The sequence below is a fragment of the Enterococcus haemoperoxidus ATCC BAA-382 genome, from assembly GCF_000407165.1.
In the GTDB taxonomy this organism is placed as follows: domain Bacteria; phylum Bacillota; class Bacilli; order Lactobacillales; family Enterococcaceae; genus Enterococcus_L; species Enterococcus_L haemoperoxidus.
This window is the reverse complement of record NZ_KE136479.1, coordinates 1,844,699-1,869,711: the sequence shown is the minus strand read 5'-3', so window position 1 is coordinate 1,869,711 and position 25,013 is coordinate 1,844,699. Positions and strand designations below refer to the sequence as shown.

Genomic DNA, 25,013 nt, shown 5'->3' with positions numbered 1-25,013 from the left:
GTAATGAAAAGTCTCAAAAATCTAATTTCCTACTTTTCAGTCAAGGCTAAATGAGCCCGCTACGCTTTTAAATTAAGGAGGAACTTGGATGGAGATTCACAAAGGTTTAGAAGGCGTAGTCGTTTCTGAAACAAAAATCAGTTCGATCGTAGAAAATCAACTGCTTTTTGCAGGCTTTAATATTGATGATTTAGTTGCTGAAAATGTTCAATTTGAAGAAGTGATTTATCTATTATGGTATTTAAAGATACCGACGAAACAACAGTTAATAAAATTCAAACAAGAATTATCTGCACAAATGCCGATATCTGATACGATCATTACATGTTTAAAAATACAAACACGCCAAAATCTTCATCCGATGAGTGTGTTGCGGTCAACGATTTCATTATTAGGTGTTTTTGATCCAAATGCAGAAGCGACAGATGAACGATCAGCCTATCAGCAGAGTATTTCTTTGCAAGCAAAAATGCCGACGATCATTGCAGCATATGCACGTTTGAGAAAAGGACTGGATCCAATTCCTCCGCGAAATGATTTATCAATAGCGGCAAATTTTCTCTATATGTTGACTGGAGTTGAAGCGGATCAAGTGCAAGTAGCGGCAATGAATCAAGCGTTAGTTTTACATGCAGATCATGATTTAAATGCAAGCACTTTTACGGCTCGAGTCTGCGCTTCTACATTGTCAGACGTGTATTCATGTATTACTGCTGCGATTGGTTCTTTAAAAGGGCCGCTTCATGGCGGTGCTAACGAAAAAGTCTTTGATATGTTAAAAGAAATAGATTCTGAACATCTAAATGTAGCAGACTATTTAAATCAAAAATTAGATCGTAAAGAAAAAGTCATGGGCTTTGGTCATCGTGTATATAAGACTGAAGATCCGAGAAAAAAACATCTAAAAAAATTAGCAAAAGAGCTAACGGCAATCACTCAAAAAGAACAATGGTATTTTTTATCTTGCCAAGTTGAGCGATATTTAAAAGAGACAAAAGGATTGATCCCAAACGTCGACTTTTATTCTGCTACGGTGTACCATTGTTTGGATATTGACAGTGATTTATTTACGTTGATCTTTGCAATGAGTCGGGTTTCTGGTTGGTTAGGTCATATTGACGAACAAAAGAAAGAAGATTGTCTAATTCGACCTCGCTCACATTATATTGGTCCTAAGCAATTAAAATATAGTAACTTGAACACTACATTACATTCGGGAGGCATGGAAGCATGAAAGATGGGAAGAAAGTTGTGTTGGATAATGGAAAATTAGTTGTTCCTGACTACCCAATTATTCCTTATATTGAAGGTGACGGTATAGGACCAGAAATTTGGCAGGCAGCTAAGAATGTATTTGATGCAGCTGTAAACAAAGCTTATAAAGGAACACGAAAAGTGATTTGGCAAGAAGTTTTAGCTGGAGAGAAAGCGTTTAATGAAACAGGAAGCTGGTTACCAGATAAAACATTGGAGTTGATCAAAACCCATCTTGTAGCGATAAAAGGTCCGTTGACCACCCCAATTGGCGGAGGCTTTCGTTCATTGAATGTGGCATTGCGGCAAGAATTAGATTTATATGTTTGTTATCGACCCGTTCGTTATTTCCCAGGCGTTCCTTCACCATTAAAGCATCCGGAAAAAACAGATATGATGATTTTTAGAGAAAATACGGAAGATATTTATGCAGGAATCGAATTTCCAGCGAAAAGTCCTGAAGCAGAAAAACTGATTACGTATTTAAAAACAGAGTTTGGTGTCAATAAGATTCGTTTCCCGGAATCATCGGCGATCGGGATCAAGCCTGTTTCTAAAGAAGGGACAGAGCGTTTAGTTCGAGGGGCAATTGAACACGCATTAAAAAATAAGCGAAAATCAGTTACGTTAGTTCATAAAGGAAATATCATGAAATTTACAGAAGGTGGTTTCAAAAACTGGGGCTATGCTTTGGCTGAAAGTGAATTCGGAGACAAAGTATTCACTTGGAAAACATATTTAGAAATTAAAGAAAAGTCCGGAAGAGCGGTTGCTGATCAACGGTTAGCGGAAGCCGAAACAGCGGGGAAATTGATTATAAAAGATCGGATTGCAGACATTTTTTTACAAGAAATTTTACTGCATCCAGAAAATTATGATGTGATTGCCACCTTGAATTTAAATGGGGATTATATATCTGATGCCTTAGCTGCCCAAGTTGGTGGCATTGGAATTGCCCCAGGCGCAAACTTAAACTTGGAAACAGGGCATGGGATTTTCGAGGCAACTCATGGAACGGCACCTGAATTTGCTGGCTTGAATCAATTGAACCCATCATCATTACTATTGTCTGGTGTATTAATGTTTGATTATTTAGGTTGGGATGAAGTTAGCCAATTGATTACGCAAAGCATTGAAGAAGCTTTAGGAAATAAAACTGTGACAAAAGATTTCGCAGATCAAATGGAAGGCGCCACTTTATTGAGTTGTTCGGGATTTGGAGAAGAGTTAGTTAAGCTTATTGGAAGTAAATAAAAATCGAGTTCAGAATAAGTTTATTCTGAACTCGATTTTTTGTTATAAAAAACCCTGACGACTAATCGTCAGGGTTTGGATTTACTAATGTTAAGTTAATTATGCTTTGTTAACGTTAGTAGCTTGAGGACCACGTTGGCCTTCTTCAACGTCGAAAGTCACTGCTTGACCTTCTTCTAAAGTTTTGAATCCGTCGCCTTGGATAGCTGAGAAATGTACGAATACATCGTTACCGTTTTCTGCAGTGATAAATCCAAAACCTTTGTCTGAGTTAAACCATTTTACTGTACCTGTTTCCATAATAAAAATCCTCCTTGTGATATACACATATTTTGCAATTACTTGAAAGGTGAAAATGTGGAAGATGTTTATTTGAAACAGCTACACATATATTACCGAACAAAAACTACACTCTTAATATAGCATATTTAGGACCATTTGGCTAGTGATATCTCTTTGAAAAATAAAAATTTGTTAAGAAATGAAGATTAATTGTCAAAAAAAACTTATTTCTGTTATAGTATAGGAGTATTGAGCGTTAAATATGAAAGTAATGATAGAGTTATATCGTAGAAATCTATTCCGAAGGCGCAGCCTTGGAGCTGCATAGATTTGAAAGTAGGAAGGGTTCAGATTGTTTAGATGAGAATAAGGTTATCCTTACTAATAGATAGTTTTTACATGGTTTTATAGCTAAAAAAATATTTAATCAACTTAATTAAAGAGCCACTCAACATTTCTGTTGAGTGGCTCTTGTCCATTTCAGCGTTTAATAACGTAGCACAGCTAATAATGTTTTTTCATCAGGTGCAGCTTTTTGATCTAAAACAAAAACTTTCCCACCAGTTCTAAGCACATTATCTGTTACTTTATTTAAAACTTTACGTCGATCAAATTCTTCTGTCGACATGTCAGTTGTTTCATTAACAAAATTAGCTGTAGAAATAAAGAAATGAGAGACTTTTCCTTCATTAGATGCAGGAACGATATCAACAAGTTGATCGACAAATTTTTTGTCTAGCAATTGATTATAAGCCGTTGTTTCGATTGTTTCTAATTCTTGGTTGATTTTATGGGCTCCTTTTTCAATATCCTTAAAAGAAACTTGTGCAGGAGAAAGTGGAACAGAAGCATCCGCTACTAAATAGGGATTTTTCGCAATTTTTTTAAATAATGTTTGGTTTTCTGGTAAAGCGTACAAGCGAATTGGTAAGTTGTCAGAGTTTACAAATGTGTCTTTTAAGTAATTATCGATTGCTTGATAGTAGTTAGTCCAGTCGATTTTTACTTCTTCATCTTTGGTATTGACACCGTGATAGGCAACACCTTCTTTTGAAGAGCCATTGTAGCCAGTTCCACCTTGGATAGAATAGTTCATACTACCGCCAGTTAGCTCATCACCTAGAGCGCCAACAAGATCAGTTGGGGCGTCGGCAGGTAGCTCGACTGCTTTTACTCGATCATTTTCTACTAAATAAAGTTGCATAGAGTCACGATTCAATGCCATTAAATAATAGCGATAATTAAATTGATTATTTTTGATGATGCCTAGGAGATAAGGTCGATCGTCAACATAATATTGATTGTCAACGGAGACATTTAATCGATGGATAAAGATGTCTTTTTCACTAATAATGATAGATACACTTTTGGTTGCATTACGCCAAAAGGATGAATCAGCTAGTAAAGCATCGATTTTTTCTTGGAAGGGTGCCCAAGTTAAATCGGTATATTTTTTCTCGAAGCGGACTTTAGCAGCTTTAGCAAAATTTTTAAATGCTAAAGAATCTTTTTCGACATCTTGGTGAGCGACATGGGTATTTAGAATAAATGTTACAAAGGGACCTTGAACTTCGTCAGAGAATAGAACAGTCAAATTGTCTTTTTCTTGATCTAACATAATACATTCCTCCTAAATTTTAAAGCGGAACAAATCAGTTAATCCTTTAGAAAATTAGTATAGAACCGTTTTTTGTTTTATTAACAGTGTACATATTTCCTGAGGAGTGATTTGTGCAGCTAGATATAATTAAAAGCTGAATGAGTCTGGCCCATAAAGCTAAATAATACATCGGTAACATTTCTTTTGTACTAATAAAAGTGTAGCACAGGCATAAAAATGTTGGAACTAATATGGTTTGGAAGAATGTAAACGAAAGAAAAACGTAAAAAGTTATTCTATGAGTAATTCCTCATAGTTTTTTTATGAAATACAAAATAGGGATTCATTTTTATTTTAAATAGAGATGCTAATATGTCTTCATGCCAATTATCCCGAATTGGTTTTTCATACTTACTCCTACCAAGAGTAAATAACAACCTTCATTTCCACCACAGACGACGGTCGTGGTGGTTTTTTATTTAAAAACACAGATAATTACGCTAAAAAAGCATGAAACACACATCAATTATTTTCGATGATGAGTTTCATGCTCTTTTATTGTTATCACAATGCTTCAATAAACCGATTCGTTCTAAATAACCGTGATTCTAAATTTGTACCCAACTCAACGGCCGCATGTTGGCCCTTACCACTAAATTTATACCGAATAGCATCCGCATTTGTTTTAGCAGCAATATAAGAAACACCAAAATTAGCCTGCATCGTATGAATCAAACGAACATAAAGGGCACTTTCCGATATGCCAAAATGATTTGATAGTTGCGATAAATTCCATCCCTCTTTTAAAAAACGAAAGAAAACAACATCAGGCACAAGAATCGCAGAAGCCCCAATATTTGCTTGAAATTCCTGAAGTACTTCATTATATGAATAGTGTAGACTGCGGTCTGTATCAGTAAAAATTGTGTCACTTTCAGTCATATGAAATAAATAATGAGTGATTTCATGACTGATTGTAAAGTTTTTTCTTTTTTCACTCATATTTTGATTATAGCCAATCGTTGTCTCTAAAGAGTCTTTAACGATCATACCTGAAATACGATCTCTTGCGATACCATCAAATGGAAAACTGCGCATTGAAACTCCCTTAGATTTTACGAAATCCCAAAGATAAGAACAGTCGTAATTTTCATAACCGATATTATTTGCGACCATCAACGCCGAGATATAATCGTTTATTCTGTCTGAAAAACTAAGATATTCATCAATTTGCTCTGTCATCCAATAATCACGCCTTGTCGTCTTGTTTTAATTCTCGTTCACGTTCAATTTCAGCTCTCCTGAAGCGAAGAAAACGATCCACTTCATCTTTCAGTTCATCTACTTCATTTTCAGATAAGCCTTCTGTGTTCATTCGAAACATGATTTGAGAAGAAAGATTTTCTTCTTGATCTGTTTCATTAATAGAAGGTATTTCTGATCTTCCTAATAAATAGTCAGTAGAAACATCAAAATAATCAGCTACTTTTTGGATATTTTCTATCTTAGGAGAAGATGTATCCCAGCGACGAATTTGTCCATTTGAAATACCTGTGCTTCGTTCTATTTCGGCAAAAGTAACTTTTTTCTTCTCTGCAAGTTCTTTAATTCTGTACGTTAAACTCATGTTTTTCAACCTTTCATAAGCTTAATGAAAAAAACATTAGCTTAAAAGCTATTTTTAGTTGACAATTAGCTTTTAAGCTATTAAAATGTTCTTATAAGCTAATTTATCAGTAAATAGTTAGGCAAAGCCATTCTAGCAGTCAATTTCTAAAATAGGAAAGCAGCGGAATTAGAATGAAGCTTATTTAACTATACTCAAATGATAGCGTAAATGCTAATTTTAGTCAACAATTTTATTCCATATTAGTTAATTAACTAATATAGGAACAATTAAAAGAAAGGAGTCAAAAATGATGAGTAATACGTAAGTGCGCAAAAAAAATAAAGTCCTAAAACGAGGCTGTAACAGAAGTATTTATTTTCGAAGGGAATGCTTTTGATCCTACCGTTTATAAAGATTTTATCAGAGTCAAGTTATTTATATAGAAAAATATGCGGATTATACTAATAAGTAGAGGAGAGGGTAAAAGATGCTATTATTTCCCGAAATCGATCGAAAGAAAACAAAGAAAAAAGTTCATGATGTATTAAACTCATACCGTTCTTTAGTACGAATTGCTGGAGAAAAACATTCACCAAAGGTAACGACTGCTTATATATTTGAAATGAAAAATAACGATAGCGAATTTTCTCGTAAAACAGAGAAGATAGTAGATCGGAAATATTTGGCCGAAGTTGAATTAGCAAAAATAACAGAAGCTATGAATCAGCTGGATACATATGATAGACAGCTATTATACGATAAGTACATGGATCGGAATTTTACAACAAACATCGCAATTTATATGAAATATCACGTGAGTGAGAGTAAATTTTATAGAGAACTGGAAAAAGCGATGATTCGATTTGCAGAGTCTTATGAGAGTGGGAAACTATTGATAGAAAAGTGACACAATTATGGGAGGAATTCGCAAGTTTAAACAACCATAATTCTAGTAAACTACAGTTATGCCGTTAGTTAAAGAGTGTTCAACATAAGAGAAGAAAAGACATTTAGTTTGAACTGACGGACAAAGTTGAAAAGTAAATAATGAAAAAATAAAAAAGGTGGTAGTTATGAAAATGTTTGAGTATTTAGATCGTTTTTTAGTAGATGCAGATCATAAAGCAATTTACGTTTTAACATTGATTTGCGTTGCGATGATCATTGATTTTTTAAGTGGCAGCTTAGCCGCAAAAATCAATCCTAACATTCATTTTTTAAGTAAAGTAGGTATTAATGGGATATTGCGAAAAGTAGCAAGTATGGTGCTGCTAATGTTTTTTATTCCCTTAGCACCATTGATTCCAGGTGGAGCAGGGGTAGGACTGATTTATGTGTTGTATGTCGGCTATCTACTAATGGAATTAAAATCAATTCTTGAAAATTATAAAAAGATGGGGATTGGAACTGAATTATTTGAAAATTTTATCAAGAATATCAAAAATGGAAAAGAAGATGAATAATGCTAGCTATTCATGTTGCTTAATTAAAAAAATGAAACTGAGCGCAGGTTTTTCTGCCGCAGTTTCATTTTTTTAGTGTATTTATTTTCTTCTAGATTGGAATGAACGAAATAGAGTTAAACCTAAAGCTGTTAAACATAAAATAAACGAGCCTAAGAAAGTTATTCTCATCCCAAAAATAAAAATATCAGGTCGTTCAGTTATAAATGTCGTCACACGCTGACCGTAAACAGCACTCATTGCGTTATATAAAATCGTCGTAGCTAATGCAATTCCCAGAACCATCCCTACATTACGAGCAAAGGAGTTCATACTTCCAGCTACACCTAAATCTTCTTTAGCGACACTACTCATAACAGTTGTATTATTGGGGGATTGAAAAAGCGCATTACCCAATCCCATGATACCAGTCGCTAAAATATAATACCAAAGAGGAGTGCCTTGATTCAAAAACATATACATCAAAGACGTGACCGAAAGCAAAATCAATCCAGATAAGGTTAAAAGTTTTGTACCGATTTTATCTGTTAAAAATCCACTTATTGGAGAACCTACTACCATCAATAAAGGAAAGACCATCATTAAAAGTCCAGCTTTACTTGCTGGTAAACCACGGGCATTCTGCAAATAAAACGGAATCACAACATTCACAAAAAAGTTAGATGAAAAAATTAAGACTGCTGTGATCAAGCTCATCGTAAAGACCTTGTTTTTAAAAATCGAAAAAGTAATCAATGGTTGACTCACACGTTTTTCTACTCTAATAAAAATAATGAAAGAAAGCAATGCCAATGCAAACAATACTAACGATAAGACAGCATCAAACCCGACTTCTTGCCCAATAAAGATACCGCCAAAGAATGTCATAATGAATAACGCGAATAAACCAAAGCCGAGCATATCCACTTTTTTACCACTTTTAATAATATCTTTTGGTAAGAATTTCTCACCAATCAAAATCGTGATGATTCCAACTGGAACGTTGATCCAAAAAATATAAGGCCATGAGAATTGAGAAAGAATCAATCCGCCAATTCCTGGTCCCGCAATTGAGCCTAAAGAAACAAAAGCTCCGATGGACCCCAATGCTCGACCTCGCTCTTTAAACGGAAACACTTCAGTGATGATTCCAGAGTTTGTTGCCATTGTCATGCTTGAGCCAATACCTTGTACGACCCGTGCAAATAAAAGAAATGCTAAAGACTGATTAAAACCACATAACAATGAACCTATTGTAAAGATCACAGTACCGATTCGATAAACTTTGATTTTACCAAAACTATCCCCTATTTTACCAAAAAGCAATAAACAAGCGCAGACGATCATTAAATAAATCGAAACGATCCATTCTGATTGGTTCATCGGGACATTCATATCTTTAGAAATTGTGGGCAACGCTATATTAACGATGCTGGCATCTAATGTGGACATGAAAGTAAACATAGCTACCGAAACCAAAATCCACCAGCGATTTTTTTGTACTTCTGTATTTTCTTGAAAACTATTAACAGATTCCATCTATCCATCTCCTTAAAATATGTAAACAATTCGTTTTCTATGATACTCCATTTTTAAAAAAAATGTCAGTAAAATAATAATAAAATTAGTGGGAAAGAATTTATTTTTGGTTGCAAGGATCAATTGTTTAGTCAATTTCCAGAACTTTGTGGAAGCTTTCATAATGGGAAATGATATTCTGTTCGTTTATTTTTAACTTCTGTTACAATAAAAAATGAATAACTGTACTAAAATATGAATTTTTTTGTTATACTTTTTAAGTAAGGTCAATCTTTATAGAAGTTATATCTGTTCTAATAGAGGATGATAGTGAATTGAGACAGATCGAGTACTAAAAATTGGTCTGATTTTTATAAGTAACTATGAATAATTAATGCTGACTGAAAATAGAATAATATTATAGATTTCTAATTCCAGCTTCGCGGGATAGCTCTTTGGAAGAAAGATAAAAAATAAATAAGGCAAAAACACCTCAATCATTTTTACCTATTTTTCTGTCAGAGCTTAATGAACCCAATACGCTTTTTAAATAAGGAGGATATTATGGCTACGAAACATGATCAAATATTAAAATATATTGAAGGATTGCCGATTGGTGATCGTATTTCTGTTAGAAGTATCGCCAAAAATCTGGGTGTCAGTGAAGGGACAGCTTATCGGGCGATTAAAGACGCTGAAAATATTGGTCTAGTTTCAACGATTCAGCGGGTCGGAACGATTCGGATCGAACGAAAATTAAAAAAACATATTGAAAAACTAACATTTGGCGAAGTAGTTCGGATCATCGAAGGCGATGTTTTAGGAGGGGCAGCTGGGTTAGATAAGGTCTTAAACAAATTTGTGATTGGTGCGATGACTGAAAACGCAATGACAAGATATATCACACCAGGTTCGCTGATGATTGTAGGGAATCGGCAAGGTGTTCAGAAATTGGCCTTAGAAAATGGAGCAGCTGTTTTGATCACTGGTGGATTTGATACGGAAGTCGAAATCGCTGAGTTAGCAGATGAATTAGATATGCCTGTATTAAGAACAACGTATGATACGTTTACAGTTGCAACGATGATCAATCGAGCATTGAGCGATCAATTGATTAAAAAAGATATTATGTTGGTCAGTGATATTTACACGACTTTAGAAAAAACAAATTATCTATTTTCAACAAATACAATTGCGGACTACCAAAAACTTTCTGAGAAAACCCATCATTCACGTTTTCCTGTAGTAAATAAAAGCTTGCGTCTAGTGGGGATCGTCACAGCGAAAGATGTCTTAGGTAAAACGGAAACGTTAACGATGGACAAAGTCATGACAAAAGATCCGATTGTTGTGAAAAAAATGATGAGTGTGGCCAGTGTTAGTCACCAAATGATTTGGGATGGTTTGGAAGTAATGCCAGTTGTTGAAGATGATTTGTCTTTAGTTGGTTTTGTTTCTAGACAAGATGTGATGAAGGCGATGCAGTTGGTTCAACGGCAACCGCAAATTGCTGATACGATTTCAGACCAAATTTCTGGTGAAGTAATGCCTGTTGAAGGGAGTAGTAAGGCGAATGAACCTCAATTCAAGTTTTCGGTTGCACCACAAATGGTCAACAGTGTAGGAACAATCTCTTTTGGTGTATTAAGCGAGATTATTGCAAATGTAACACAACGTACAATGATTACAAATCAAAGAAGAAATGTGCTGATCGAACAAATGAGTTTGCACTATCTGCGTTTGATTCAATTGGAAAGCGAACTAGATATCCGACCAAGAATCTTAGAAATCGGGCGACGTTCGGCTAAATTGGATATTGAAGTTTATTTAGAGAATGCGCTTGTGGCAAAAGCAATCGTTGTTTGTCAAGTAATGGAGCGGACCTAGGAGGAAGTAAAACATGGATGTTGCAAAAGATATTTTAACAAAAATTAAAGCATATCAAACAATCATTATTCATCGTCATCAGCGACCAGATCCAGATGCAATCGGTTCACAAGTTGGTTTAGCAGAAATTTTGAGAGCGAGTTTTCCAGAAAAGAAAATTTTTCAGGCAGGCGGTTCTGTCGAAGGCTTGGAATTTTTAGCAGAGATGGATGAAGTGTCTGATGAGACGTATCAAAATGCTTTAGTGATTGTCACTGACACAGCTAATTCTCCTAGAATAAGCGGGGATGATTACAATTTAGGAGCTGAGTTGATCAAAATCGATCATCATCCTAATGATGATCCATATGGCGACATAGTCTGGGTCAATCCAAAAGCGAGCAGTTGTAGTGAAATTATTGCTGATTTCTATCATCTTAATCAAGATGAACTGATCATGAGTAACAATGCCGCTCGTTTACTTTATGCTGGAATCATTGGTGATACAGGTCGATTTTTATATCCATCAACAACGTCTCATACGCTAGAAGTAGCAGCGGAGTTAATGACGTATGATTTTAACGCTGCAGAACTAAATCGTGAATTAGAACAAATTCCAATGAGTGTTGCTAAATTAGCTGGCTATGTTTATCAAAATATTGAAGTAGATGATCAGGGGGCGGCTAAGATCATGTTACCTCAATCGTTACTTAATGAATACGGGATCGTTGATTCAGAGACGGCTGCAATCGTTTCTTTACCTGGTGTGATCGATGAAGTTTTAGCATGGGGAATTTTTGTGGAACAGCCGGAAGGGTATTATCGCGTACGGTTGCGCTCAAAAGGACCAGTGATCAACGAGCTGGCAAAAAAACATCATGGTGGTGGTCATCCGTTAGCTAGTGGAGCTAATGCTAAGAATCAAAAAGAAATCAATGAAATTTATAGTGAGATTCAGCAGTTATGCAAAGAATATAAAAAATAACAACTGAAAGCATTTACATTCGTGATGACATCCGTTATACTAAAACTAGTTAAATAGCGGATAGTGATTGTTTAAGACAAGCTAAACCTGATTGTACCAAATAATTTTATTTGGTGTAATTAGGTTTTTTCCTTTTTTAAAAACAAAAATATCTAGTGACTGTTTAACAAAAAATAAGGAATAGCACGGAGGAGAAAATGTTATGAAATTAAAAAAAATGTTTGTTGGTATGGCGTTATTATCAATGGTTTTAGTTGGGTGTGGGAATGGAGATGCCAAAGAAGAAAAAAAAGCTGACACGAAAGTAAAAGACAATTCAGAAGTCGTGATTTATCTTGCTCGTCATGGTAAAACGATGTTGAACACTGTCGATCGTTCTCAAGGTTGGATCGATGCACCATTAACTCCAGCAGGCGTTGAAGTAGCGGAACAATTAGGTAAAGGACTATCTGATGTTACATTTGATAAAGTAGTGACAAGTGACAGTGGACGAGCAATCGAAACTGCTGAATTAGTCTTAAAAAATAATGGGCAAGAAAAATTAACAAAAGAAATGACGAAAGATAAACGTTTAAGAGAATATAATTTTGGTACGTATGAAGGCTTGATGAATGAAGAAATGCTGACAGCAGTAGCAAAAGAACAAGGCAAAACGTATGAAGAATACAATGAATGGATGAAAGAAGTCGGTTTTTATAAAGGAATCATCGAGTTTGCTGATGTATTATCTGAGCTAGATAAGAAAAATGTTGAAGAAGGCGTAAATTGGCCTGCAGAAGACAGCAAAACAATTGTTGCCCGTTTAACAGCTGGATTAGATGATATTGTGAAAGATGCTGAAAAAGAAGGTGCAAACAATGTATTAGTCGTATCTCATGGAATGAGTATTATTACTTTGTTAGGTGAATTAGATGCAAATGCGGACTTGCCAGATGGTGGATTGAAAAATGCCAGTGTATCAAAAGTAACATATAAAGACGGTAAGTATACGATCGATAGTGTAAATGATCTTTCTTATGTAGAAAAAGGGAAAGAAAGTAAATAAACCGATTTTATTTACTATTTGTAAAGATAATAGTTCTTTTCTTTCATTTAGAAGTGCGATAGAATGAAGTATAACACTTTAAAAGAGAACGATACAATGAAGGAGAGTTTAAGTTAAATGGAAAATTTACCAAGTTGCCCTGAATGTGGCTCAACATACACTTACGAGGATCGTGGCATGATAATTTGTCCTGAATGTGCACATGAATGGTCACCAACAGATGCAGCAGAAGACACAGCGGCTGTTATCAAAGATTCAAATGGCAATGAGTTAGCTGATGGTGATAATGTGACAGTTATCAAAGATCTAAAAGTCAAAGGGGCAAGTGGTGCAATCAAACAAGGAACGAAAGTTAAAGGCATTCGTTTAGTGGCTGATGCCGCAGATGGTCATAATATTGATTGTAAAGTTGAGGGCTTTGGTCCGATGAAATTGAAATCTGAATTTGTGAAGAAGAATTAGAGGATAAAAGAGTTGTTTTATTTTATAAATTTTAGCCGAGTATTAGATGTGAAATCTAATACTCGGTTTTTTGTGTAATTTTGAAAAAGTTGTTCGAGCATACTAAATTAGTATAATTCCAAATAAACCACAATATATTTAGTTTAGTCATGAAGAGAGACCTTATTCTATTATAATTTTAATTTGATAAGAATAAGGCTCTTATTTTTGAATGTAAAACTGAATAAATAAAAAATATATTTAAAATACAATAAAAACTATAACAAATCTTATTCAAAATAAAATAAATAACATATTTATGTAGATTTATCTATATCCTTAAGTTAGAATTAAACATAATAAGATGAATCGTTGATCTATATTTGTTCCCTATTTATCTTGTTATATCAAAGTTATTTAGCTTTATAAAATTATGAAGGAGTTGCATACTATGAAATGGAAAAGTAAATTTGGAGTTGGGATAGGAATGACAGGGGCAGTGTTTGCGTTAGGTATTCATTCAGATGCTGCACCGTCAGATACTGAAATTGGAAGTTATCAGCAACCAACAGGTCAACAATTTGAAGCTCAGATTATTGGGGATGAATATCTTAGCTACACATTGGCGAATAAAACAGGTGATGTGATTGAATTATCAAATGATGGATACTGGTACTATAGTTTGTTTGATAATGAAACAAAGCAAACTATACCCTCAAAGAATAAATACCTGATTGACGAGCGTCCTTCTGAGGCTTTAGATAGTAAAGAAATTGGGAAATTAAAACCACAAAAATCGGAAGAAACAATAGCAAGAAACGCAAAGTCAATCCAAAAATGGAATAAAGACCAGCCACTTTTAGTTGTTTTAGTTGAATTTAGTGATACAAAGCTGAACTATTCTGAGGCTGATTGGGAAAAACGAGTGTTCTCGCAAACGGAAAAAAGTTTATCTACTTATTACAAAGAAGCAACAAAAGAGATGATTGATCTTAAACCTGTGAAAAAGAAAACCGGAAAACAGGATGGGGTCGTTCGGATCCAATTGAATAGAGAACATCCGAAAGCTGGCAATAAATTTGATTTAGCTAGACCGGCTTTAAAAGAAGCGATAGAGAAACTGAATGATTATGTAGATATAGCAGAATATGACCAAAACAAAAATGGAATTATTGAACAAAATGAAATGCATATAATGGGCATCTTTGCAGGTTATGAAGCATCAAGTATAAATAAGATTGAAAGCGTATGGGGCCATAAGGGGAGTTTTCAAGGAAGGCCAATTGGCTATCCAACAGTTGATGGTATCAAATTAAACAATTATACATTATTTGGTGAAACGATGGTCAAAAAAAATAGCGATCCCGCTAAGCAATATGAATATCAGTCAGAGTTAGGTTTGGTTGCACATGAATTTGGTCATGATCTAAGATTACCAGATTTGTACAACTCAGAAAGAACGATTATTGAGCATGATGGTAAATATGTGGAAGTATCCGATGGAGATGGACTGGGGCAATATAGTTTGATGGCTAGTGGATCATGGGCGCATCTTCAAGGAGAAGAAGCTGGGGCAACGCCGACGAATTTAGATGCCTACTCTAAAGTAATGTTAGGCGTTGTTGAACCTAAAGTTGTTGATAAAGAACAAACAGTTGCTGTCAATCATATTAGTACACCAGATTTTAATGTCTATCGAGTGAATACAGCGAATCCACAAGAATATTTTTTAATTGAAAATCGTCAATTAGTGGGTTTTGATGAATCTTTAAAAACGGTTATTTATTCTAAAGAACATGGTACAAAGCCAATTGTTGCTTCAGGAGGAATCGGAGTTTATCACATCAATGAGACATTCTCAACCAATACATCACCTACCTCACAACTTGTGACGATGAAAGAGGCGGATGAAGGAATTTTAGGTTATTCAAAATTAAATGAGCCTAGATATTATGCAACGAATAATTATGACGGTTTCTACTATAAAGGAACGGGTGGTCATGATAAGCCACAACAAAATACAATGTACAAAACAACAGTTCCGTCAACAAAAGTAGCGAGTGGAGATTATGCGAATTATAATATGATTGTTAAGTCTGAACCAAATGAAAGCATGAGCGTTTCTTTTGTGGATGATCCAATTTCTGTTACAGGAGTGACGATTGACCTTAAAAATAAAGAATTGCTAGTGGGAGAGACCAAACAATTAAATGCAGAGGTCACGCCTGCTAATGCAACGAATAAGAAAGTAATGTGGAGCTCTTCAAATGAAGCGATAGCAACAGTTGATCAAAACGGGATTGTCACAGCGAAAGCCAAAGGTGAAGCAACAATCAAAGTTGAGACAGAAGATGGTAGGGAAAGTGCTAGTTGTAAAATTGATGTTACCATAGAAAAAATACTTTCTGAATGGTTTGAAGATCAGAATTTAGCCAAAATAGTTGGCTACAATTTAGATTTGATGCTTACAGATAAAGTAACTGAAAATCGTTTAAATAAAGTAAAAAGATTAGATATGAGATATGATCAAGGTATCTCAGCTATTAGTGATTCAGATTACAAGTATGACTATCTTCTTTACTTCCCAATAGGGTACAGTAAGAAGATAGAGAACCTAAAAGGAATAGAATTATTTAATGGGTTAGAAGAATTAATCTTACCATATAACCTTTCATATGAAACAATTGATAATCTCACTTTAATTAATCAATTACCGAAACTAAATAGTTTAGGAGTTAGTGAAGTTTCAAATACTTTTTCAAAAGTGGATCTAGATTTATCTAAAATTAAGACTTTATATGCCGAATATCTTGATGATAAGGATATATCTTATCTAGAGAAAATGACGAATTTAAACGTAATTAAATACTACTCTCCAGACGGTCAAACCCATAGTAATAGTGGTTATATTGATGTATCGGTCATTTCTACCTTAGCAAAAAATGGACACTTAGAAAAAATTGATAGTTTCTATTTTACTGAACCCAAAGCATTAAAACAATTGCAAACGATTCCTAATTTAAAAGAATTAGTAGTTTCTATATCAGAATCTACCGAAGAAAGTGTAACTTATTTAAAACAGTTGTCTAACATAGAGAAATTATCAATCAAAGAATGTTATTTGACTAACTCTGAATCTTTAGAAATTTTTAAAAACATGGAAAACTTATATACCTTGTCTTTTGGGAGTGGGGATAATAAAATAGATTTTTCTGTGTTATCACATTTGGAAAATCTTAAAGAATTAACAGTATTATCTAGGGATGCAAAGTGGGAGACACTATCTAAACTACCTCATTTGAAAAAACTGACAATTAGGAACGATAATGCCGTTATCAAAGATCTTACTTTTTTACAAAATATGAATTCTTTAGAAAAATTAATAATTGAAAGTGTAGATGATACAAATAATTTTGCAACGTTGGGAGGATTAACCAACCTAACACAACTCTCTTTAACAATAGATAATGCTGAAGCTAAACAATTAGATATGAGTGCATTAGGTAATCTTACACAGCTAAAAGAATTAGAACTACATGGTATTTATTTCTCTAATGAAGAAAGACCACAAGATAGTACTTTTCTGCGGAATTTAACAAATCTAGAGAGATTAAATCTTGAATTTACACTTTTCGATGATATTGAGGCTATTCGTCTCATGAAAAATTTGAAATACGTCAATTATGGGTATTGTATTCTGGATGAAAAGCAAATGTTGGATTTATTTGCAGATTCTAGAGGAGTTTATTTACGACCAGGATATAGTTCATCTTTAGAAGAGGATAATCCAAATATTTACTTTTTACACTAAAAGAATAAGTGATTAGTTAACACACTTCTCCTAAAATAGAGGAAAAAAACATCTGAAGAATAGCAGGCAGACTTCCAAATATGCGGTAGTTTTGCAACTAGTCTTCGGATGTTTATTTTTTTAGATCGGTTGTTTCACGAAAGGATTTAATTCTCTTCACACCTCTCCAAAGATTAAGAATTGCCAACACTGCACCTAAAATAAGTGGAATCCACAGTATTTCTGGCGCATAGCCCAATTTTTCTAGTTGTTCAGTAGCATGACTTTCTTCCAAAGTCCATAAGCCTTGTAATACTTGGAAACTAAATGTCATCATAAATGTAGCAATCAATAAAAGGACGAAACCGATATAATTAAGACTGCTTTTTCTTCGAATAAGCGCAAATACGATATATAAAAAGAGTAGAAAAATGGGAACACCAAAAGCAAAGTATGGATTTAACATAATAAAACCTCCGTATTTAAAAGTTGCTGTATAATCATTAAGAAATTTGTTGTTGAAGCTCTACAATTCAATCATACTGCAATTTTTCTGATTTGCAAAATATATTTTTTGCTAAAGGAGTGACTATCTTAAATGACAAAGTGCCTATTTTTTACTAAACTAAAGTAGAAGGGGGATTGTTTTATGTCAGTATACGCTGCACCAATCAAAACAGCCTTGATTGTATTTCCATTTTTAGCTTTTGCCATTTCATTTATTCTTGTTATTCGTGAATATCGGAAATACGGTACTTTTTTATTTAGACGGGCGCTTATTTTATATTCATTTGTTTTCTATTTACTCTGTGCTTATTTTTTGGTTATTTTACCATTACCTCCACGCGCTGAGGTAGCGCAATATACCAGTCAATATTTAGAATTGCGGCCCTTTTATTTTATCAGTCGTTTTTTACAGGATACAGTATTGAATATTCATGATCCAAGTACCTTTGTTCCAGCTCTTAGACAGGGAGTTGTTCTGGAACCCGTATTCAATATTCTATTGCTAGTGCCATTTGGGGTGTATTTACGCTATTATTATAAGCTTTCATTTAAAAAAGTTGTTCTAGCTAGTTTTTTATTGTCATTATTTTTTGAGCTGACACAGTTGAGCGGCTTGTATTTTATTTATCCTAGGCCTTATCGTTTAGCAGATGTAAATGATTTGATCAATAATACGTTTGGTGGAATTGTCGGTTATGCGATTACACCGATGTTGACCTTTTTATTTCCAACAAGAGACGAGTTGGATGAAGCTGCTTATGAAAAAGGACAGTCGGTTAGTTTGTTTAGGCGGTTCGTTGCTTTTTTGATCGATTGGTTTGTGATTTCGATCGTTCAAACAATTGTGATGTTTCTTCTAAATTTAATTCCAGAGTATAAACAATGGTTTGCAGGATATCCAGTGCTAGAAGAACGTCTATGGTTCTTTATTATGGTATTCTTAGTGTTTATGTTGCTGCCAAAAATGACGAATGGTGAAACAATTGGCAAGAAAATTGTGCGTATTCAAGTTGTGGAAAAAGGGCATGAAAAAATTCGATTTAGAGCGTTGTTCATTCGCTATGGTTATTTGTATTTTGTTTATGGTTTGATTAGTTTGTATATGACTAGCTCTGCTGATTTGATAAATTCTAATAATCGTATGTTGCAACTTGTGAGTTTTATGCTATTTCTATTGTGTTCATTTTTATTATTACTGTTTTTCATCAATGTTTTCTATGTGTTGATTAGGAAAAAACGTCGATTATTTTACGAAAAAGCAAGCCATACCTATACGATCAGTACGATAAAAAGAGAGAAAAATACAGAAAATCAATAAGGATTTGCAGTTTTTGTGGTATAATGCATGAGGACTTACACAACAAGTTTGAAAGAGGTGAGGTAAATGAGTTCATTTAAACAATTTCAGTTCAACGATTTTATCATGGAAGCACTAGCAGATAAAGGGTTTGAACAACCAACAGAAGTACAAGAAAAATTGATCCCAGTGATTAAAAAAGGCAAAAGTGTCATCGGTCAATCCCAAACAGGAAGCGGCAAGACCCATACATTTTTATTACCATTGATGAATAAAGTTAACCCTCAATTAGATGAGGTACAAATCTTGATTACGGCACCCAGTCGTGAATTAGCGAATCAAATTTATCAAGAAGCGATTCAGATCGCAAAATTCAGTCAACCTGAAATTCGTGTAACGAATTTCGTTGGTGGTACGGACAAACAACGTCAAATCGCAAAATTAAAACATCAACAACCTCATGTGGTTATTGGAACACCAGGTCGAATTTTAGATTTGATGAATGAACAAGCATTAAAAGCACATACCGCTTTTGCATTTGTAGTCGATGAAGCGGATATGACATTGGACATGGGATTCTTAGAAGAGGTAGATCAGATTGCTGGACGGTTGCCTGATAAACTACAAATGTTAGTTTTCTCAGCAACGATTCCAGAAAAATTAAAACCTTTCCTGAAGAAATATATGGAAAATCCAATTATTGAGCATATCCAACCAAAAAATATTATTTCAGAAACGATTGATAATTGGTTGATTTCTACTAAAGGAAAAGATAAAAATCGTCTGATTTACCAATTGTTGACAATTGGTCATCCTTATCTAGTGATTGTTTTTGCCAATACAAAACAACGTGTGGATGAAATTACTGATTATTTAAAAGATCAAGGATTGAAAGTCGCCAAAATCCATGGGGATATTTCTCCTAGAGAACGCAAACGTGTGATGCGCCAAGTGCAAGATCTTGAATTTCAATATGTGGTTGCAACGGACTTAGCTGCACGAGGAATCGACATTGAAGGTGTTTCTCATGTTATCAATGCAGAAGTGCCAAGTGATTTGGATTTCTTCATTCATCGTGTGGGAAGAACTGGAAGAAATGGTCTAGATGGAACAGCGATCACGTTGTATTCGCCAGCTGATGAAGAAGCAATTTCTGAAGTTGAACAGCTAGGTATTAAGTTTCAACCAAAAGAAATCAAAAACGGTGAGTTGATCGATACTTACGATCGTAATCGTCGGACTAAACGTGAAAAAACAAAAGATGCGTTGGAAGATCCGACATTGATTGGTTTGGTGAAAAAGAAAAAGAAAAAAATCAAGCCAGGTTATAAGAAAAAAATCGAGTGGGCAATTTCAGCTAGTAACAAGCAAAAACGTAAAGTTGAACGTCGTCAACAAACTCGAACAGCGAAGAAGTCTAAAAAGAATAGTTATAAATAAAATGAAGCAGCAAGATGAAAAAATTCATCTTAGCTGCTTAATTTTTTGATCATTTCTACGCAAATAATGCCATCTTCTAAGTATTCTTCAGAGTTTATAGAGTATTTTAAGGATTTGTAAAAAGATAGAGCCGTTTTTTCTGCGGATAAAAGACTAAATTTATACCCATCTTTCAATGCTTTATCTTCTAAGTGTAAAAGTAAGTTTTTCCCGATACCTTTACCACGATAATTCTTTCGAACACAGAAGCGATCGGGTTGAATCGTAATATGATCTTTCTTTTGATAGCGAATAGTTGCAACAGCAAGTGTTCCTTCATACACTACAAAGTAATCGCGAGTTAAAGTATCCAATTCATCAAATTCGTCTTGCAATGAAATACCTTGTTCTATAACAAAAACATCATAACGTAAAGCAAATGCTGCAGCTTGATTCCAACGTTCATTTCCAAAATGTATGTGCATTTTGAACCTCCAGATAATTTTCTTAATGAATGAATCATTCAATGGTATACTTAATGATAACAGATATGTTTGAAACACACGAGGAGGCTATGTTGTGGACCTATTTGAACAAGTTGAATGGGCAAATTGGAAGAAGTTGAAAGATCCAGAAAAGGAAGAGCTTGTGCATCAATTGCTGATGTATTTTGTTCCGCCGACTGTTGAAGTCGGTACGATTCACTTAGTGAATTTTGAACTTTATGGAATCAAGTGTCGTACGTTTGAATTGGAGTTTGATGGCGAATTATTTGTGTTTATTCCAGGAAATAGCGAAGCAATCTTGGGTTGGGATTTAGGGACAGAAGGATTACGTTCACATGAACTATTAGGATTTGATGTAGCAGATTTGGAGAAGAATACATTCAAAACAACCTTAACAAATGAAACCATTTTACCTGTATCTAAATGGCTAGAAGAAGAGAGTCAATATGATTTAACTTCATTAGAAGGAATTTCTGGATACATAAACGACCATACGACGGATTTAAGAAAAGTAGCAATTCCTGCAATGTTCGTTCAAAAATATGCATTACCTGCGGGAACTGAGTTTTTAGGAATATTCGATACGATAACTGGAACATTCGAAGGAGAAGTAGAACAATTTTCCCAATATGAAGAGATCATCTGTGAACAGCTCTTTCCTAAATTATCCGCTGAACAAAGTTTTGCGTGGACTTTTCCAAAATCGTTATTAGTGGAAAATGAATGTTATTTAGAATTTTTACCTGAATCAGATTACTATTTTGTATATAGCCATAATCATTTTACGCATGAAGAATTAAAACATGCAGTTAAAAGGCAAGGATTTGATTTGTTGTCTGAAGATCAGTGGGAGTTTGCTGTAGGCGGGGGAACTCGGCGTTTATTTCGCTGGGGAAACGAATTGTTGATTCAAGATAATCAATCGGGACGTCAAATTAAAAGCAAAATGGACGGCGCGAATATGTTTGGGCTAGTGATTGATACACAGCAAAATCATTTTGAATTGACTAATGATTCGGCGAAAAGCAAGTTGATCAATCAATTAGCAGAAAAAGAGACAGTAATTGAAAAGATGCTGCCACTATCAACCTACTTCTGTTCAAATCATATGATATCAGCAGATAAAAAATTAAGCCCCAAAGAGTATCTCTATAGAAAAGTCATTAAAATTGAAAGTTAACTGAAAGCATTGACTTTTTTTCGATCTTTCCTTATAATTTGTAGGGAAACTAAAGGATATGATTCGTTTTAGAGTGTTTACAGAAAGTTCTTTATTGCTGAAAGAAGAATAACGCAAAAACGTAATTGCTCCCTTTAATTTAATTTTTGATAGAAATATCAACGCGACTCTGCGTTATAGAGTTTAAGAGGTAATGAATGTATGTCAAGCGACTTCATTGCAAACAAGGTGGTACCGCGATTTGTCGTCCTTGTGTGCAATGAATGCCGCTTTTTTGTTGCACAAAATCATCGATCAATAAATTATTTTAGAAAGTAGGAATCGAACAATGAAACAACTCTCAAGTAGTCAAGTTCGTCAAATGTATTTAGACTTTTTTAAATCAAAAGGACATTCTGTGGAGCCAAGTGCTTCCTTAGTTCCTGTGAATGACCCAACCTTATTGTGGATCAACTCAGGTGTTGCCACATTAAAAAAATATTTTGACGGTTCAGTAGTGCCGGAAAATCCAAGAATCACAAATGCTCAAAAATCGATCCGTACCAATGATATTGAAAACGTTGGAAAAACAGCTCGTCACCATACGATGTTTGAAATGTTAGGAAACTTTTCGATTGGTGATTACTTTAAAAATGAAGCGATCCACTGGGCGTGGGAGTTTTTAACGTCTCCTGAATGGATGGCCTTTGACCCTGAAAAATTATATGTAACAGTTTACCCAAAAGATACGGAAGCAAAACGCATCTGGCACGAAGAAGTTGGTTTATCAATGGATCATATTATTGATATCGAAGACAACTTTTGGGATATTGGTGCGGGTCCTTGTGGTCCAGATTCAGAAATTTTCTATGATCGTGGTGAGTCATTTAACGATGTTGCAGAAGATGATCCAGAAAATTATCCTGGTGGCGAAAATGAACGTTATTTAGAAATTTGGAACTTAGTATTTTCTGAGTTTAACCACCAAGCCGATGATACCTACGAGCCACTACCACATAAAAATATTGATACGGGCATGGGCTTAGAGCGTATGGTTTCCATCGTTCAAAATGCACCGACCAACTTTGAAACAGATTTATTTATGCCAATCATTCATGCAGTAGAAAAATTAAGTGGACAAGTAACATATGGCCAATCAGCGCAAACAGATATTTCATTTAAAGTCATTGCAGACCATATTCGTGCATTATCATTTGCAATCGGTGATGGCGCGTTACCTTCAAATGAAGGCCGTGGTTATGTGTTGCGTCGTTTATTACGTCGTGCGGTTATGCATGGGAAAAAATTAGGAATCAACGAAGCTTTCTTATACAAACTAGTTCCAGTTGTTGGAGAAGTGATGGTTAGTTATTATCCAGAAGTCCTACAACAAAAAGAATTTATCGAAAAAGTAGTCCGTACGGAAGAAGAACGTTTCCATGAAACAATCAATGAAGGCCTAGATATTTTAAATGAATTGATCGCGAAAGTGAAAGCGGCCAATGAAGCTATTTTGGATGGGAAAGAGATCTTCAAATTATATGATACGTATGGTTTCCCTGTTGAATTAACAGAAGAAGTCGCAGAAGATTCAGGCTTAAAAGTCGATCATGCAGGTTTTGAAAAAGAAATGGAAGCCCAAAGAGAACGTGCTCGTTCAGCTCGAAGTAAAGCCACATCTATGGGTGTTCAATCAGCTGTTTTGACAGATATTAAAGTTGAAAGTACATTTGTCGGTTATAGTAACTTAGAAGCTACAAGCAAGCTTCTAATCATTTTAAAAGACGAAGAAATCCTTAGTGAACTTTCAGAAGGTACAGCACAATTGATTTTTGCTGAAACTCCTTTTTATGCAGAAATGGGTGGACAAGTTGCCGATCAGGGAACGATCAAAGATCAAAATGGGACAATCGTAGCCCATGTAGAAAATGTCTTAAAAGCACCAAATGGCCAATTTTTACACACGGTTCAAGTGACAGGAAAACTTGTTGAAGGTGCAACATACGAACTACATGTCGATGAAAAAATGCGCAATCGTATCTTGAAAAATCATACAGCAACTCATTTATTACATCGTGCATTGAAAGATATTTTAGGAGATCATGCGAATCAAGCAGGTTCGTTAGTTGCTCCAGGACACTTACGTTTTGACTTCACTCATTTTGGTCAAGTTACACCAGAAGAGTTAGTTCAAATGGAAGCAATCGTCAATGAAAAAATCTGGGAAGCTATTCCAGTTGAAACAGTTGAAACAGATATCAATACAGCAAAAAATATGGGCGCTATGGCTCTATTTGGTGAAAAATACGGTAAAGAAGTCCGTGTTGTCAATATCGGCGGTTACTCGATTGAACTTTGTGGTGGAACCCATGTAACAAATACAGAAGATATCGGTATTTTCAAAATCGTTTCTGAATCAGGAATCGGTGCAGGGGTACGCCGGATCGAAGCTGTTACAAGTAAAGAAGCGTATGAGCTTATGAATGAAGAGGAAAAACAATTAAAAGCAATTGCAGGAATTGTTAAATCTCCTCAATTGAAAGAAGTTGTGTCAAAAACAGAACAATTACAACAACAATTACGTGATCTACAGAAAGAAAATGAACAACTTGCTGGAAAATTAGCAAACCAACAAGCAGGAGACATTTTCAAAGACATTAAAGAAGTCAATGGCACAACATACATTGCAGCACAAGTTAACGTAAAAGATATGAATCAATTACGTCAATTAGCAGATCAATGGAAGCAAAAAGAATTGTCAGATGTCTTAGTTTTAGCAACAGCGCAAGAGGACAAAGTCAGCTTGTTAGCAGCGATGTCTAAGGCAGCAAACGAAAAAGGTCTAAAAGCCGGTGACTTAATCAAAACAATCGCACCGAAAGTTGGCGGTGGTGGTGGCGGTCGTCCAGATATGGCGCAAGCTGGCGGTAAAAATCCAGCGGGCATCCTTGATGCGTTGAATGAAGTAGGGAACTGGTTAGCCAACTAATTATAAAATTGAAAAAGAGAAGAACAAGTCCTCCGTGGTATTGTTCTTCT

At 34.8% G+C, this 25,013-nt stretch carries 20 protein-coding genes; 13 read left to right on the top strand and 7 right to left on the bottom strand.

Going from position 1 to position 25,013, the window contains the following annotated elements; translation table 11 throughout:
* Positions 1–88 precede the first annotated feature (88 nt).
* Both I583_RS08620 and icd read left to right on the top strand, forming a co-directional pair.
* Positions 89–1,234 carry a citrate synthase gene (locus tag I583_RS08620; RefSeq protein ID WP_010760876.1) on the top strand — a complete coding sequence of 382 codons (1,146 nt, stop codon included), beginning with the start codon at positions 89–91 and terminating at the stop codon, positions 1,232–1,234.
* A complete protein-coding gene (gene icd / locus I583_RS08615) occupies positions 1,231–2,508 on the top strand; it encodes an NADP-dependent isocitrate dehydrogenase (RefSeq protein ID WP_010760877.1) in 1,278 nt (425 codons plus the stop codon). Before I583_RS08620 ends, icd begins: the two co-directional genes overlap by 4 nt.
* A 99-nt stretch (positions 2,509–2,607) precedes the next feature.
* On the opposite strand, the gene I583_RS08610 is transcribed toward icd, so the two are convergent.
* The 4 genes from I583_RS08610 to I583_RS08595 all read right to left on the bottom strand — a co-directional run bounded on the left by I583_RS08610 (position 2,608) and on the right by I583_RS08595 (position 6,017).
* Positions 2,608–2,808, bottom strand: coding sequence for a cold-shock protein (locus tag I583_RS08610; protein ID WP_010760878.1), 201 nt, complete (start codon positions 2,806–2,808; stop codon positions 2,608–2,610).
* A 469-nt stretch (positions 2,809–3,277) separates the two neighbouring features.
* Entirely contained in the window at positions 3,278–4,408 is a 1,131-nt protein-coding gene (locus I583_RS08605; protein WP_010760879.1) for a baeRF6 domain-containing protein, read from the bottom strand.
* A gap of 546 nt (positions 4,409–4,954) precedes the next feature.
* The gene (locus tag I583_RS08600; RefSeq protein WP_010760880.1) at positions 4,955–5,632 is read right to left on the bottom strand and encodes an ImmA/IrrE family metallo-endopeptidase; all 678 of its coding nucleotides are present in this window, start codon (positions 5,630–5,632) and stop codon (positions 4,955–4,957) included.
* 7 nt (positions 5,633–5,639) lie between these two features.
* Positions 5,640–6,017: a helix-turn-helix domain-containing protein gene (locus I583_RS08595; RefSeq protein WP_010760881.1), complete on the bottom strand. Its 378-nt coding sequence runs from the start codon at positions 6,015–6,017 to the stop codon at positions 5,640–5,642.
* Positions 6,018–6,486: 469 nt separating this feature from the next.
* On the opposite strand from I583_RS08595, the gene I583_RS08590 reads away from it, so the two are divergent.
* Positions 6,487–6,906: an ArpU family phage packaging/lysis transcriptional regulator gene (locus tag I583_RS08590; protein WP_010760882.1), complete on the top strand. Its 420-nt coding sequence runs from the start codon at positions 6,487–6,489 to the stop codon at positions 6,904–6,906.
* Positions 6,907–7,078: 172 nt separating this feature from the next.
* Positions 7,079–7,462 carry a phage holin family protein gene (locus I583_RS08585; RefSeq protein WP_010760883.1) on the top strand — a complete coding sequence of 128 codons (384 nt, stop codon included), beginning with the start codon at positions 7,079–7,081 and terminating at the stop codon, positions 7,460–7,462.
* An 81-nt stretch (positions 7,463–7,543) separates the two neighbouring features.
* Here I583_RS08585 and I583_RS08580 read toward each other — a convergent pair whose 3' ends face one another.
* Positions 7,544–8,980, bottom strand: coding sequence for an MFS transporter (locus I583_RS08580; RefSeq protein WP_010760884.1), 1,437 nt, complete (start codon positions 8,978–8,980; stop codon positions 7,544–7,546).
* A 543-nt stretch (positions 8,981–9,523) separates the two neighbouring features.
* On the opposite strand from I583_RS08580, the gene I583_RS08575 reads away from it, so the two are divergent.
* From I583_RS08575 to I583_RS08555, 5 genes are all read left to right on the top strand, one after another.
* On the top strand, positions 9,524–10,846 hold the full coding sequence (locus I583_RS08575) for a DRTGG domain-containing protein (protein WP_010760885.1): 1,323 nt from the start codon (positions 9,524–9,526) through the stop codon (positions 10,844–10,846).
* A gap of 13 nt (positions 10,847–10,859) precedes the next feature.
* On the top strand, positions 10,860–11,810 hold the full coding sequence (locus I583_RS08570; RefSeq protein WP_010760886.1) for a DHH family phosphoesterase: 951 nt from the start codon (positions 10,860–10,862) through the stop codon (positions 11,808–11,810).
* 202 nt (positions 11,811–12,012) lie between these two features.
* Positions 12,013–12,855, top strand: a complete 843-nt coding sequence (locus I583_RS08565) for a histidine phosphatase family protein (protein ID WP_010760887.1) — start codon at positions 12,013–12,015, stop codon at positions 12,853–12,855.
* Positions 12,856–12,972: 117 nt separating this feature from the next.
* Complete coding sequence (locus I583_RS08560) at positions 12,973–13,317, top strand: zinc ribbon domain-containing protein YjdM (protein WP_010760888.1); 345 nt, start codon at positions 12,973–12,975, stop codon at positions 13,315–13,317.
* 430 nt (positions 13,318–13,747) lie between these two features.
* A complete protein-coding gene (locus I583_RS08555; RefSeq protein ID WP_010760889.1) occupies positions 13,748–17,107 on the top strand; it encodes a M6 family metalloprotease domain-containing protein in 3,360 nt (1,119 codons plus the stop codon).
* A gap of 112 nt (positions 17,108–17,219) precedes the next feature.
* Here I583_RS08555 and I583_RS08550 read toward each other — a convergent pair whose 3' ends face one another.
* Positions 17,220–17,552 (bottom strand): hypothetical protein, encoded by a 333-nt coding sequence (locus I583_RS08550; protein WP_010760890.1) that lies wholly within the window; start codon positions 17,550–17,552, stop codon positions 17,220–17,222.
* Between the two features lie 183 nt (positions 17,553–17,735).
* Between I583_RS08550 and I583_RS08545 the strand changes: the two genes are divergently transcribed.
* The gene (locus I583_RS08545; protein ID WP_010760891.1) at positions 17,736–18,911 is read left to right on the top strand and encodes a VanZ family protein; all 1,176 of its coding nucleotides are present in this window, start codon (positions 17,736–17,738) and stop codon (positions 18,909–18,911) included.
* Positions 18,912–18,977: 66 nt separating this feature from the next.
* A complete protein-coding gene (locus tag I583_RS08540) occupies positions 18,978–20,330 on the top strand; it encodes a DEAD/DEAH box helicase (RefSeq protein WP_010760892.1) in 1,353 nt (450 codons plus the stop codon).
* A 29-nt stretch (positions 20,331–20,359) separates the two neighbouring features.
* On the opposite strand, the gene I583_RS08535 is transcribed toward I583_RS08540, so the two are convergent.
* Entirely contained in the window at positions 20,360–20,794 is a 435-nt protein-coding gene (locus tag I583_RS08535; RefSeq protein ID WP_010760893.1) for a GNAT family N-acetyltransferase, read from the bottom strand.
* A 94-nt stretch (positions 20,795–20,888) separates the two neighbouring features.
* On the opposite strand from I583_RS08535, the gene I583_RS08530 reads away from it, so the two are divergent.
* Together I583_RS08530 and alaS are read left to right on the top strand one after the other, a co-directional pair.
* Positions 20,889–21,995, top strand: a complete 1,107-nt coding sequence (locus I583_RS08530; RefSeq protein ID WP_010760894.1) for a DUF7278 family profilin-like fold-containing protein — start codon at positions 20,889–20,891, stop codon at positions 21,993–21,995.
* Between the two features lie 328 nt (positions 21,996–22,323).
* Positions 22,324–24,963: an alanine--tRNA ligase gene (gene alaS / locus I583_RS08525; protein WP_010760895.1), complete on the top strand. Its 2,640-nt coding sequence runs from the start codon at positions 22,324–22,326 to the stop codon at positions 24,961–24,963.
* The last annotated feature ends 50 nt before the right edge of the window (positions 24,964–25,013 follow it).

Excerpts from the sequence above, each read along its gene's own strand:
- I583_RS08575 (WP_010760885.1), top strand. The coding sequence starts at position 9,524 with ATGGCTACGAAACATGATCAAATATTAAAATATATTGAAGGATTGCCG.
- I583_RS08585 (WP_010760883.1), top strand. The coding sequence starts at position 7,079 with ATGTTTGAGTATTTAGATCGTTTTTTAGTAGATGCAGATCATAAAGCA.
- I583_RS08610 (WP_010760878.1), bottom strand. The coding sequence starts at position 2,808 with ATGGAAACAGGTACAGTAAAATGGTTTAACTCAGACAAAGGTTTTGGA.
- I583_RS08565 (WP_010760887.1), top strand. The coding sequence starts at position 12,013 with ATGAAATTAAAAAAAATGTTTGTTGGTATGGCGTTATTATCAATGGTT.
- I583_RS08550 (WP_010760890.1), bottom strand. The coding sequence starts at position 17,552 with ATGTTAAATCCATACTTTGCTTTTGGTGTTCCCATTTTTCTACTCTTT.
- I583_RS08535 (WP_010760893.1), bottom strand. The coding sequence starts at position 20,794 with ATGCACATACATTTTGGAAATGAACGTTGGAATCAAGCTGCAGCATTT.
- I583_RS08600 (WP_010760880.1), bottom strand. The coding sequence starts at position 5,632 with ATGACAGAGCAAATTGATGAATATCTTAGTTTTTCAGACAGAATAAAC.
- I583_RS08590 (WP_010760882.1), top strand. The coding sequence starts at position 6,487 with ATGCTATTATTTCCCGAAATCGATCGAAAGAAAACAAAGAAAAAAGTT.
- I583_RS08595 (WP_010760881.1), bottom strand. The coding sequence starts at position 6,017 with ATGAGTTTAACGTACAGAATTAAAGAACTTGCAGAGAAGAAAAAAGTT.
- I583_RS08545 (WP_010760891.1), top strand. The coding sequence starts at position 17,736 with ATGTCAGTATACGCTGCACCAATCAAAACAGCCTTGATTGTATTTCCA.
- I583_RS08580 (WP_010760884.1), bottom strand. The coding sequence starts at position 8,980 with ATGGAATCTGTTAATAGTTTTCAAGAAAATACAGAAGTACAAAAAAAT.
- I583_RS08555 (WP_010760889.1), top strand. The coding sequence starts at position 13,748 with ATGAAATGGAAAAGTAAATTTGGAGTTGGGATAGGAATGACAGGGGCA.
- I583_RS08620 (WP_010760876.1), top strand. The coding sequence starts at position 89 with ATGGAGATTCACAAAGGTTTAGAAGGCGTAGTCGTTTCTGAAACAAAA.
- I583_RS08560 (WP_010760888.1), top strand. The coding sequence starts at position 12,973 with ATGGAAAATTTACCAAGTTGCCCTGAATGTGGCTCAACATACACTTAC.
- I583_RS08540 (WP_010760892.1), top strand. The coding sequence starts at position 18,978 with ATGAGTTCATTTAAACAATTTCAGTTCAACGATTTTATCATGGAAGCA.
- I583_RS08605 (WP_010760879.1), bottom strand. The coding sequence starts at position 4,408 with ATGTTAGATCAAGAAAAAGACAATTTGACTGTTCTATTCTCTGACGAA.
- alaS (WP_010760895.1), top strand. The coding sequence starts at position 22,324 with ATGAAACAACTCTCAAGTAGTCAAGTTCGTCAAATGTATTTAGACTTT.
- icd (WP_010760877.1), top strand. The coding sequence starts at position 1,231 with ATGAAAGATGGGAAGAAAGTTGTGTTGGATAATGGAAAATTAGTTGTT.
- I583_RS08570 (WP_010760886.1), top strand. The coding sequence starts at position 10,860 with ATGGATGTTGCAAAAGATATTTTAACAAAAATTAAAGCATATCAAACA.